Origin of the sequence: Nocardioides panacihumi, from assembly GCF_039530925.1 — a bacterium.
GTDB classification, from domain to species: domain Bacteria; phylum Actinomycetota; class Actinomycetes; order Propionibacteriales; family Nocardioidaceae; genus Nocardioides; species Nocardioides panacihumi.
The window spans coordinates 339132-351181 of the sequence record NZ_BAAAPB010000002.1 but is presented as its reverse complement, the minus strand read 5'-3'; the positions used below and the strand labels follow the sequence as shown (position 1 = coordinate 351181).

Sequence of the window (12050 nt, the reverse complement as noted above, 5' to 3'; positions counted from 1 at the left end):
AGCGTTGAGGACAGGCGAGGGGGAGCGGGTGGCCACGAAGCGCGACGTAGGGCGCGGCTCACCGCACTTCCGCCTCCGGGTGGGCTTCGTGCTCATCGCGATGGTGCTCTCGCTCTTCGGGGCGCGCCTCGTGCAGCTGCAGGGCTTCGACCCGTACTCCTACGCGGCCGCGGCCCGCAAGGCGAACATGGTGCAGGTCGTCCTGCCCGCCAACCGCGGCGACATCCTCGACCGCAACGGCGAGCCGCTCGCCGACTCCGTCGACGGTCTGATGGTGGTCGCCGACCCGCTGCTGACCTCCAAGCGCGCCCCCCAGCTGGCGAAGTTCCTCGCGAACAAGCTCGACATCGACTACTTCGCCGCGCTCAAGCGGCTGCGCGGCAGCGGCGGCAGCCGCTTCGAGTACGTCGCCCGTCGGATCCCTGCGACCGTCGCCACCGAAGCGGTCAAGGAGGCCGAGGCGCTCGGCTACACGGGGCTGACCACGCGTCGCGACCCGGTGCGCGACTACCCGGGTGGCGACCTGGCCGCCAACCTGGTCGGCTTCGTCGGGACCGACGAGTCGCTCGGCGGCCTGGAGCGCACGTTCGACAAGCAGCTGGCCGGCACGGACGGCACGGCGACGTACGAGGTGGCCAGTGGAAGCCGTATCCCGCTCGGCCAGAGCACCACGGTGGCGCCGGTCAACGGGCACGACCTGAAGACGACGATCGACCGCGACGCGCAGTGGTACACCGACAAGGTCCTCGCCGACGCCGTGACCACGTCGGGCTCGGAGTCCGGTGTGGCGATCGCGATGGACACCCGCACCGGCGAGGTGCTCGCGCTCTCCGACTACCCGACGTTCGACGCGAACAACCCTGCCCAGTCCCCGAAGGCCGATCGCGGCAGCCGCGCGCTGTCCGACGTCTACGAACCGGGCTCGGTGGAGAAGGTGCTGACCCTGTCGGCGCTGATCGACGCCGGCAAGGTCACCAACCGCACCCGGCTCACCGTCCCTAACTCGCTGGCCCGGCAGGACCGCGTCATCCACGACTGGTTCGACCACCCGACCAAGCACTGGACGCTGGCCGGCGTCGTCGCGCAGTCGTCCAACATCGGCACGGTCCTGGCCGCCGACAAGTTCGACGACGGTCAGCTGCGCGACTACCTGGTGAAGTTCGGACTCGGGCAGCGCACCGGCGTCGGGCTCTCCGGCGAGTCGCCCGGGATCCTGCCGAGCGTGTCCCAGTGGAACCACCAGATCCAGGACCGCGTCGACTTCGGTCAGTCGGTCTCGGTCAACGCGCTGCAGATGGCCACCGCTGTGAACACCGTCGCCAACGGCGGGGTCCGGGTCTCGCCGAGCCTCATCGAGGGCGCGGCGACCAATGACGCGGGTCAGACCGTCGGGACCGACCGCACCACGACCGAGCGGGTCGTCAGCGCGGAGGCCGCCCGGCAGATGATGCAGATGATGGAGCGCGTGCCCGACCCGGCGACCGGCACCGCGCCCGGCGCTCAGGTGCCCGGCTACCGCGTGGCGGGCAAGACCGGCACCGCGCAGCGGGCCAACCCGGCCTGCAAGTGCTACGACGGGTCGCTCACCGTGTCCTTCGCGGGCTTCGCGCCCGCCGACAACCCGCGATTCACCGTCTACGTCGCGATCCAGAACCCCAAGACCAACAAGGGCGGCGGCTCCCTCGCCGGTCCGGTCTTCTCCAAGGTCATGAGCTTCCTGCTGCGCCGCTACGGCGTGCCGCCGACCGGCACCAAGCCCTCGCACCTGCCGGTGGAGTGGGGCCCGGGCCGGCTCAAGTACTGACCGCCCGGCCTGGGATGATCGTCCGATGCCCCACGAGACCGATCGCGCCGGCGAGCGGATGACCGTCGCCGCGACGCGTCCGCAGCGGCCTCCTCGCACGACGCTGCGCGAGCTGCAGGACGTGCTGCCCGACGAGACGACCGTCCTGGGCGACGACGCCACCGTCGTCACCGGCGTCTCGCTGAGCACCCAGCGCATCCTCCCCGGGGACCTGTACGCCGCCCTGCCGGGGTCGCGGGTGCACGGCATCGACTTCGTCGGCGACGCCCTCGAGTCCGGCGCGGTCGCCGTCCTCACCGACGTGGTCGGCGCCAGCCTGGTCCGGCCGGGATCGCCGCTGCTGGCCGGCGTACCCGTGGTCGTGACCGAGGACCCCCGCAAGGCGCTCGGCCGCGTGGCCGCTCGCGTGTACGGCGACCCGGCGGCCGCCCTGCGGATGATCGGCGTCACCGGCACCCAGGGCAAGACCACCACGACCCGGCTGCTCGAGGGCGGCCTCCAGCGGGCGGGCGTGACGGCCGGCGTCATCGGCACCGTCGGCACCCGGATCGCGGGCAAGGACGTGAAGACCTCCCTGACCACACCGGAGGCCCCGGACCTCCACGCCCTGTTCGCGCGCATGCGCGAGCAGAAGGTCACGGCGTGCGCCATGGAGGTCTCCAGCCACGCGCTGGTGCTGGGTCGGGTGGACGGAGTCGTCTTCGACGTCGCGGTCTTCCTCAACCTGGGGCGCGACCACCTCGACTTCCATCGCGACGTCGCCGACTACTACGCCGCGAAGGCGTCGCTCTTCACCCCCGAGCGCGCCCGGCGTGGGCTGGTCAACATCGACGACGAGCACGGCCGTCGGCTCGCCGCAGAGGCGCCGATCCCGGTCAGGACCTTCTCGACCAACTCCGACGCCGACTGGCGTGCCGTCGACGTGGAGCTCGGCCCGCAGGGGTCGACCTTCACCGTGGTCGGCCCCGACGTGCGGCTCGAGGCACGCTGCCCGCTGCCCGGGGACTTCAACGTCACCAACACGCTCGCTGCGATCGCAGCGGCGGCCGAGGCAGGGCTGGATGCGACCCGGGTCGCCAACGGGATCGGGCAGTCGAGCGGCGTCCCTGGCCGGCTGGAGCGGGTCGAGGCCGGCCAGGACTTCACCCTCGTCGTCGACTACGCGCACAAGCCGGACGCGGTCGAGGCCGCGATCAGGACCCTGCGACCCCTGACCGACGGGCGGGTCATCGTCGTCCTCGGCGCCGGCGGCGATCGCGACGCCGGCAAGCGGCCGCTGATGGGGGAGCTGGCGGGGCGGCTGGCCGACGTCGTCGTGGTCACCGACGACAACCCGCGCGACGAGGACCCTGCCGCGATCCGCGCGGCGGTCCTCGCCGGTGCTCGCAGGGGCAGCGCCGAGGTGGTCGAGATCGGGGACCGGCGCGCCGCCGTCGCGGAGGCGGTCGCGCGCGCCGCGACGGGGGACATCGTCCTGGTCGCAGGCAAGGGTCACGAGACCGGTCAGGAGGTCGCGGGAGTCGTGCATCCCTTCGACGACCGACAGGTTGCCCGAGAGGTGTTGATCACACGCCTGCGGGGAACCACCGGCATGGCGTGAGATGCCCGGGAGGGGCGTACGGCAGGATGGTCCGGGCCCAGCGCGTGGACCGGGAGGGTCCGCACACGAACAGCGAGGGAGCACCGAGCCAGTGGTGATGGAGTCATGAGAGCGATCCTGTTGGGTGGAGGTCTCGCCCTGCTCGTCTCGCTGCTCGGCACCCGGATCGCGATCCGGCAGTTCACCCGCCTGGGCTACGGGCAGGAGATCCGCGAGGACGGCCCGACCACGCACCACGTCAAGCGGGGGACGCCCACGATGGGCGGCGTCGCGATCCTCGTGGCCGCGGTGGTCGGCTACTTCGGAGCCAAGCTGGCGACCGGCGTCCAGCCGTCGTACTCGGCCCTGCTCCTGCTCTTCCTCTTCGTCGGCACGGGCCTCGTCGGCTTCCTCGACGACTTCATCAAGATCTACAAGCAGCGCAACCTCGGGCTGCGCAGCAAGGCGAAGATGATCGGGCAAACGGTCATCGCCGTCATCTTCGGCGTCCTCGCGCTCTGGGACAGGCTGGACGACGAGGCCGGCCGTGACCCAGCGTCGAACCACATCTCCTTCCTGCGCGACTGGGGCTGGACGTTGCCGACGGTCGTGGTGCTGCTGCTCATCTGGTTCTTCGTCACCGGCTTCAGCAACGCGGTCAACCTCACCGACGGTCTCGACGGCCTGGCCACCGGCGCGAGCGCGCTGGTCTTCTCGGCGTACGTCGTCGTCGGCATCTGGCAGGCCAACCAGACGTGCGGCGTCACGCTCAACAGCAAGTGCTACGACGTGCGCGACCCGCTCGACCTGGCCGTGGTGGCCGCGTCGATCGCAGGCGCCTGCATCGGCTTCTTGTGGTGGAACGCCTCGCCGGCGCAGATCTTCATGGGCGACACCGGCTCGCTCGCGCTGGGCGCCGCGCTGGCCGGCCTGGCGATCCTGTCGCGCACCGAGCTCCTGCTCGTCGTGCTCGGCGGCCTCTTCGTGGTCGAGACCCTCTCCGTGATGCTGCAGGTCGGCTTCTTCAAGGTCAGCCGGGGCCGGCGGATCTTCAAGATGGCGCCGATCCACCACCACTTCGAGATGCTCGGCTGGGAGCAGGTGACGGTCGTGATCCGTTTCTGGGTCATCACCGGACTCTGCGTGGCCGCCGGCGTCGGGATCTTCTACGCCGAGTGGGTGACGGGGAACTGATGGATCCCCGCACCCTCGGCAGGCACGACTCGTGGGCGGGCGTGCGCGCGGTCGTCGCCGGATTCGGCGTCTCCGGGTTCGCCGCCGCGGACAACCTGCTCCACCTCGGCGCGGCAGTGACAGCGCTGGACGAGCGAGCGGCCGACGGCGAACGCGCCGAGAAGGCCGAGCTCCTCGAGGTGCTCGGCGCGACGCTCCGGCTCGGCGAAGGCGCGACGCAGACGCTGCCCGACGACGTGGACCTCGTGGTGACCAGCCCCGGATGGCGGCCGTCGGCGAGCCTGCTCGCGCAGGCGCGCGACCGCGGGATCCCCGTGTGGGGGGAGGTCGAGCTCGCCTGGCGGCTCCGTGACCCGGACAGCCCGGCCCCCTGGCTGGCGGTGACGGGCACCAACGGCAAGACGACCACCACCGAGATGCTCGACACCATCCTGCGGACGGCCGGCCTGCGCAGCGCCGCCGTCGGGAACGTGGGTCTCCCGATCGTCGAGGCGGTGATGGACCCGACGCCGTACGACGTCTTCGCGGTCGAGCTCTCCAGCTTCCAGCTGCACTACACCGAGTCGATGGCAGCGGAGTCGTCCGCCGTGCTCAACGTCGCGGAGGACCACCTCGACTGGTACGACGATCTCGGCGGGATGGCCGGGTACGCCGCCGACAAGGGCCGGATCTACGAGCGGGTGTCGCGGGCCTGCGTCTACAACGTCGCCGACGAGACCACCCGACGGCTGGTCGAGGAGGCCGACGTCGTCGAGGGTGCCCGTGCCATCGGCTTCACCCTCGGCATGCCGGGGGTCGGGATGCTCGGCGTGGTCGAGGACATCCTCGTCGACCGCGCGTTCATCGAGGAGCGCGCGACGAGCGCCGCGGAGCTCTGCCAGATCGGCGACCTCGCCAGCCCTGCGCCGCACTTCGTCGCCAACGCCCTCGCGGCCGCGGCCCTGGCGCGTGCGCACGGCGTCAGCCAGGCGGCCGTCCGCGACGGCCTGCGCGCGTTCCGGCCCGGCGGTCACCGGATCACCGTCGTCGGGGAGAAGGGCGGCGTGACCTGGGTCGACGACTCCAAGGCCACGAACCCCCACGCGGCCCAGTCCAGCCTGCAGGCCTACGACCCGGTCGTCTGGGTCGCGGGCGGCCTCGCGAAGGGCGCGACGTTCGACGACCTCGTCCGGACCGTCAAGAGCCGGCTGCGCGCCGTGGTCCTCACCGGACGCGACCGGGACGTGATCGCTCATGCTCTGGCGCGACACGCGCCCGATGTGCCCGTCGTGACCGCGGGGACCAGTGAGACTGGTCCGGACGTCATGCGACAGGTCGTGGCGGCCGCCGCCGGCCTCGCCCAGCCCGGAGACACCGTGCTGCTGGCCCCCGGTTGTGCCTCCATGGACCAGTTCCGTGACTACGCCGCCCGCGGTGACGCGTTCGCCGCGGCGGTGCAGGAGCTGATGGGACGCTAGGACACCGACAGGCAGGGGGACCCAGGGGATGACGACGGCCAACCCCGAGGACACCGCCACAGCGTCGGCTGTCGGCCGCATCCGCGGCGCACTGCAGCGGACGCCCTGGCTCAGGGCGGTGCGCGAGGCGCTCGACCGGCCGCTCACGTCGTACTACCTGCTCCTCGGCGCCTCCGCGCTGCTGCTCACGATCGGCCTGATCATGGTGCTGAGCGCGTCGAGCGTCTACTCGCTCAAGGTCTACGGCGACTCCTACGCGGTCGTGAAGAAGCAGGTCATGTGGGTCGTCATCGGCCTCCCGTTCGCCTGGGTCGCGACGTGGATGTCGACGCGCTGGATCCGCCGGTTCACCTGGGCTGCGTACCTCGTCTCGCTCGGGCTCCTGCTCCTCGTCGCGTTCATGGGCGTCTCCGTGGCCGGCAACCAGAACTGGCTCGCGTTCGGCCCGCTGCGCATCCAGCCCTCCGAGATCGCCAAGCTCTCGCTGATCCTGTGGGCGGCCAACGTCTACGCCAACAAGGAGCGCCGCCTCGGCAGCCTGCACGAGCTGCTCGTGCCCGTGGTGCCCGGCATGCTGCTCGCGACCGGGCTCGTCATCCTCGGCCGCGACCTCGGCACCGCGCTGGTCTTCTTCGCGATCATGCTCGGCCTGCTCTGGGTCGCCGGCGCGCCCGCGAAGCTGTTCGGCCTCGCCTTCACCGTCGTGACGGTGGCGGCCTTCGGCCTGGCCAGCATCGACAAGGAGCGCGTGTCGCGGCTGACCAGCTTCTTCGACCCGTTCAAGGACTTCCAGGGGGCCGGGTGGCAGGCCGGCCACGGCCTCTACGCCCTCTCCAGCGGGGGCTTCTTCGGCGAGGGCATCGGTGCCTCGACCGAGAAGTGGGGCAACCTGCCCGAGGCGCACACCGACTTCATCTTCGCCGTGCTCGGCGAGGAGCTCGGCCTGGTCGGGACGCTGCTGGTGATCGGCCTCTTCCTGACCATCGCGTACGCCGCGCTGCGCGTCGCCCGCAAGACGACCGACCCGTTCGTCCGCTACGTGACCTTCGGCATCGTGGTCTGGCTGATCGGCCAGATGATCATCAACGTCGGCATGGTGCTCGCGCTGCTCCCCGTCATCGGCATCCCGCTCCCCGTCGTCTCGTACGGCGGCTCGGCGCTGCTTCCGACGCTGGCGGCGCTCGGCCTCGTGATCGGCTTCGCCCGTCGCGAGCCCGAGGCGGCCCGCGCACTGGCGGCCCGCCGCAAGGCGCGGTCCGCCGGGCTCTCAGCGACTCGATAGGCTCTCTGCGCCATGCGTGTTCTCCTCGCCGGCGGCGGTACAGCCGGCCACACCTCGCCCCTGCTCGCCACCGCCGATGCGCTTCGTCGGCTCGATCCGAACGTCGAGGTCACCTGCCTCGGCACGCCGCGCGGCCTGGAGGTCCGGGTCGTGCCCGAGGCCGGCTACCCGCTCGAGCTGATCCCGCCGGTGCCGTTGCCCCGCACGCTCAACCCCGACCTGTTCCGCGTCCCGGCGCGGCTGCGGGCGGCGGTCAAGGCGACCAATGCGGTGCTCGACAAGGTCCGGCCGGATGTCGTCGTGGGCTACGGCGGCTACGTCTCGGTGCCTGCCTACCTCGCGGCCCGCCGACGCAGGATCCCCGTGGTCGTCCACGAGCAGAACGCGGTGCCGGGATACGGCAACAAGGTCGGCGCCCGCGTCGCCCGTCGCGTCGCGGTGAGCTTCCCCGACACCCCGCTCCGGCACGCCGAGTACGTCGGCCTCCCGATCCGCCGGATGATCTCGACCCTGGACCGCTCGGCCGTCCGCGACGAGGCCCGGGCGTTCTTCGGCCTCGACGACCGCCCGACCCTCGTGGTGACCGGCGGGTCCCAGGGCGCGCGCCGCCTCAACGAGGCCGTCACGGCCGCCGCCCCCGCACTCGTCGCGGCGGGAGTGCAGGTGCTCCACGTCGTCGGTCCGAAGAACGACCTGCCCGTGGCCGTCCCCGGCTACGTGCCGCTCGGGTACGTCGACCGCATGGACTACGCGCTGGCGGCGGCCGACCTGATGGTCTGCCGGGCCGGCGCATCGTCGGTCGTCGAGGCGGCCGCGGTGGGTGTGCCGGCGGTCTTCGTGCCGCTGCCGCACGGCAACGGGGAGCAGGAGCGCAACGCGCGGCCGGTCGTCGACGCCGGGGGAGCCCTGCTCGTCTCCGACGCAGCGTTCACCGAGCAATGGCTCACCTCCACCGTCCCGGAGCTGGTCCACGACGGCGCTCGACTGGCCGAGATGGGTGCCAAGGCCTCGGCCCTCGTCCCGCGTGACGCCGACGAGCTGCTCGCCCGCATCGTCCTCGAGGTGGCGGCGCCGTGAGAGTCCCCGTCCCCGAGGCGATCCTGCCGGCGGACCGGCTCGGCCGGGTCCACTTCGTCGGGATCGGCGGCGCGGGCCTCTCGGCGATCGCCCGGATCATGCTGGCGCGCGGCCTCACCGTCTCCGGCAGCGACGGCGTCGCGTCGGCGACGCTCGACAGGCTCCGCGAGCTGGGTGCGACGGTCCACGTCGGGCACGCCGCCGAGCACGTCCAGGACGCCGACACCGTCGTCGTGTCCACCGCCGTGCGGGAGGACAACCCGGAGGTCGTGGAGGCGCAGCGGCGAGGTCTGCGGCTGCTGCCCCGGTCGGCGGGACTCGCCTCGCTGATGGTCGGGCGCAAGGTCCTGGCTGTCGCCGGCACGCACGGCAAGACCACGACGACCTCCCTGCTGACCGTCGCGCTGCGCGAGGCGGGCGCGGAGCCGACGTACGCGATCGGCGGGGACCTGGCGCAGTCGGGCACCAACGCGGAGCTCGGCGCCAGCGACCTGTTCGTGGCAGAGGCGGACGAGAGCGACGGCGCCTTCCTCGTGTACCGGCCATTCGCGGCCATCGTCACCAACGTCGAGGCCGACCACCTCGACTCGTGGGGGAGTGAGGCGGCCTACCGCGAGGCGTTCAACGAGTTCGTCGAGCGCATCGACCCCGCGGGCCTCCTCGTGGCCTGTGTCGACGACCCGGGGGCAGCTGCGCTGCGCGCGGTCGCCGCCAGCCTGCGGCGCACGTTCGTCGGGGTCGGCACGACCGACCTGGCCGACGTACGCGCCGTCGACGTCCTCCTCGAGGGGACGACGTCGTCCTTCACCGTCGTCGACCGGGGCCGCGAGCTCGGCCGCGTGACGCTGCTGATCCCCGGGCGCCACTACGTGCTCGACGCCCTGGCCGCGATCACGCTCGGCCTGCGGCTCGGCCACGACTTCGAGGCGCTCAAGCGCGGTGTCGAGGGCTTCGGCGGCACCCGCCGTCGGATGGAGCGCAAGGGCGAGGCCGGCGGGGTCGAGGTCTACGACTCCTACGCCCACCATCCGGCCGAGATCGCGGGCGATCTCGAGGCCGCCCGTGCGGTCGCGGGGGACCGGCGGGTCGTGGTCGCGTTCCAGCCGCACCTCGTGTCCCGCACCCGGATCTTCGGCCCGGACATGGGCCGCGCCCTCGGCGCGGCCGACGAGGTGGTCGTGCTCGACGTCTACCTCGCGCGCGAGGACCCCGATCCCGAGGTCACCTCTGCCCTCGTCGCCGAGCACGTGCCGCTGCCGCCCGAGCGAGTGACCACCGTCGAGGGCCTCGACGAGGCGGCCGCCGAGCTCGTCCGCCGTGCGCGGCCGGGCGACCTGGTGGTCACCCTCGGCGCGGGCAGCATCACCGAGGTCGGGCCCAAGGTGCTGGAGCTGCTCCGTGCCTAGGCGATCCGCCGAGACCGTGAGCACGGCCGACAGCCTCCCCGCGGTGGCGGCCGACGACCGGGCCGCCCGACGTACCCGTCGCCGCTTCGCGCGCCGTCAGTGGCGTCGCCGCTGGCTCGCCTGGCGGCGCGTCCTGGCCGCGCTCGTCGTGGTGGCCCTCGTGGGCGGCGTCGTGTGGGCGGTCTGGTTCTCCACGTTGCTGTCGGTGCGGTCGGTCGAGGTCGACGGCACGTCGACGCTCCGGCCCGCCCAGGTGCGCCGCGCCGCCGGCGTCGAGCTCGGCAAGCCGCTCGTCTCCGTCGACCTGCGATCGGTCCGTGCCCGGATCGCGGCGCTCGCACCGGTCGAGCGGGTGGAGGTGTCGCGCAAGTGGCCCGACCAGGTGCTCATCGACATCACCGAGCGCACCCCGATCGCCGTCATCGACTTCGGCGGCCGTCTGCGCGGGCTCGACAAGGACGGTGTCGTGTTCCTCGACTACAGGTCGGCGCCGGCCGGCCTGCCGAAGGTCACCACGCCGCTCGGGACCAGTGCTGAAGCGCTGCGCGAGGCCGCGAAGGTCGTGGCGGCCCTGCCGCTCGACCTCACCAAGATCATCGACCACGTCGAGGTCCGGACGGTCGACCAGATCACCCTCGCCCTCAGCGACGGCCGCACCGTCGTGTGGGGGAGTGCGACCGAGTCGGCGCAGAAGGCCGAGGTGCTCCAGGCCCTGCTCCAGCACGACGCGAAGACGTACGACGTCTCCGTCCCCGGTCAGCCCACGACCGCCGGCTGAGGAGAGCGGGGCGGAGTCCCCGGTTAACCGGGGACTCCGGAACTCCCGGGCCTTCATGACACCCCGGAAGTTCCGCACTTCCCTCGGTGCCGTGACGGATGTGACGGACGATGCGGCGTCCATTCGAGGAGTCGTCCGCGTGTCGCCACCGATCCGGGCACCTCGCTGCCTACTGTCTTCATCACGACGAGGTTGACATAACTATAACCCTCAGCCTGAGGGTCAGGGTTGACCGGCACGGACAGACCACATCAGCGGAAGACACACGAGGGGCGAGCACCGTGGGAGCTGCACAGAACTACCTGGCGATCATCAAGGTCGTCGGAATCGGCGGAGGCGGTGTCAACGCCATCAACCGGATGATCGAGGTCGGCCTCAAGGGGGTCGAGTTCATCGCCATCAACACCGACGCGCAGGCGCTGCTCATGAGCGACGCCGACGTGAAGCTCGACATCGGGCGTGAGCTCACCCGGGGCCTCGGCGCCGGCGCGAACCCGGATGTCGGCAAGCAGGCCGCCGAGGACCACGCGGAGGAGATCGAGGAGGTCCTCAAGGGGGCCGACATGGTCTTCGTCACCGCGGGGGAGGGCGGCGGCACCGGCACCGGTGGCGCGCCGGTCGTCGCGAAGATGGCCCGCAGCCTCGGCGCCCTGACCATCGGCGTCGTGACCCGGCCCTTCGCGTTCGAGGGCAAGCGTCGCGCCAAGTCGGCCGAGGACGGCATCGCCGCCCTGCGCGAGGAGGTCGACACCCTCATCGTCATCCCGAACGACCGGCTGCTCTCCATCTCCGACCGCAGCGTGAGCGTCATGGACGCCTTCCGCCAGGCCGACCAGGTGCTGCTGCAGGGTGTTGCGGGCATCACCGACCTGATCACCACCCCGGGGCTGATCAACCTCGACTTCGCCGACGTCAAGTCGGTGATGTCCAACGCCGGCTCCGCGATCATGGGCATCGGCTCGGCCCGGGGCGACGACCGCACCGTGCAGGCCGCGCAGACTGCCGTGTCGAGCCCGCTGCTCGAGGCGAGCATCGACGGCGCACACGGTGTGCTGCTCTCCATCGCCGGCGGTTCCGACCTCGGCCTCTTCGAGATCAACGAGGCGGCCGCGCTGGTCGCTGAGGCGGTCCACCCCGAGGCCAACATCATCTTCGGCGCCACCATCGACGACGCGCTCGGTGACGAGGTCCGCGTGACCGTCATCGCGGCGGGCTTCGACGGCGGTGCGCCGAAGCGGCGTGACGAGAGCAACCTCATGCGACGTACGCCGCAGCAGCAGACGCCGCAGTCGCAGGAGGAGACCCGGTCCGCGGTGGCCGCGGCCGTCGGCTCGCGCCAGGACGCGGTCGTCTTCAACCCGTCGAGCGGCCCGACCGCGCCGCCGCCCGCCCCGCGGCCGGCCGCTCCCGAGCCCGTGTCGTTCGCCGACGACGAGCTCGACGTCCCCGACTTCCTGAAGTAAGCAACGCGCC

At 72.0% G+C, this 12050-nt stretch carries 9 protein-coding genes; all 9 read left to right on the top strand.

What is annotated here, in order from left to right; all coding sequences use genetic code 11:
* The first annotated feature begins 28 nt into the window (after positions 1–28).
* Positions 29–1804 carry a peptidoglycan D,D-transpeptidase FtsI family protein gene (locus ABD205_RS10810; RefSeq protein ID WP_344044822.1) on the top strand — a complete coding sequence of 592 codons (1776 nt, stop codon included), beginning with the start codon at positions 29–31 and terminating at the stop codon, positions 1802–1804.
* A 25-nt stretch (positions 1805–1829) separates the two neighbouring features.
* On the top strand, positions 1830–3404 hold the full coding sequence (locus ABD205_RS10805; protein ID WP_344044821.1) for a UDP-N-acetylmuramoyl-L-alanyl-D-glutamate--2,6-diaminopimelate ligase: 1575 nt from the start codon (positions 1830–1832) through the stop codon (positions 3402–3404).
* Positions 3405–3509: 105 nt separating this feature from the next.
* The gene (gene mraY, locus ABD205_RS10800; RefSeq protein WP_344044820.1) at positions 3510–4577 is read left to right on the top strand and encodes a phospho-N-acetylmuramoyl-pentapeptide-transferase; all 1068 of its coding nucleotides are present in this window, start codon (positions 3510–3512) and stop codon (positions 4575–4577) included.
* Positions 4577–6034 carry a UDP-N-acetylmuramoyl-L-alanine--D-glutamate ligase gene (murD, locus tag ABD205_RS10795; protein ID WP_344044819.1) on the top strand — a complete coding sequence of 486 codons (1458 nt, stop codon included), beginning with the start codon at positions 4577–4579 and terminating at the stop codon, positions 6032–6034. Before mraY ends, murD begins: the two co-directional genes overlap by 1 nt.
* A gap of 28 nt (positions 6035–6062) precedes the next feature.
* Positions 6063–7316, top strand: coding sequence for a putative lipid II flippase FtsW (gene ftsW, locus ABD205_RS10790; RefSeq protein WP_344044818.1), 1254 nt, complete (start codon positions 6063–6065; stop codon positions 7314–7316).
* 12 nt (positions 7317–7328) lie between these two features.
* The gene (gene murG / locus ABD205_RS10785; protein ID WP_344044816.1) at positions 7329–8393 is read left to right on the top strand and encodes an undecaprenyldiphospho-muramoylpentapeptide beta-N-acetylglucosaminyltransferase; all 1065 of its coding nucleotides are present in this window, start codon (positions 7329–7331) and stop codon (positions 8391–8393) included.
* Positions 8390–9799, top strand: coding sequence for a UDP-N-acetylmuramate--L-alanine ligase (gene murC, locus ABD205_RS10780; protein WP_344044815.1), 1410 nt, complete (start codon positions 8390–8392; stop codon positions 9797–9799). Before murG ends, murC begins: the two co-directional genes overlap by 4 nt.
* A 16-nt stretch (positions 9800–9815) precedes the next feature.
* Entirely contained in the window at positions 9816–10577 is a 762-nt protein-coding gene (locus tag ABD205_RS10775; RefSeq protein WP_344044814.1) for a cell division protein FtsQ/DivIB, read from the top strand.
* Between the two features lie 281 nt (positions 10578–10858).
* Positions 10859–12040, top strand: a complete 1182-nt coding sequence (ftsZ, locus tag ABD205_RS10770) for a cell division protein FtsZ (protein ID WP_344044813.1) — start codon at positions 10859–10861, stop codon at positions 12038–12040.
* The last annotated feature ends 10 nt before the right edge of the window (positions 12041–12050 follow it).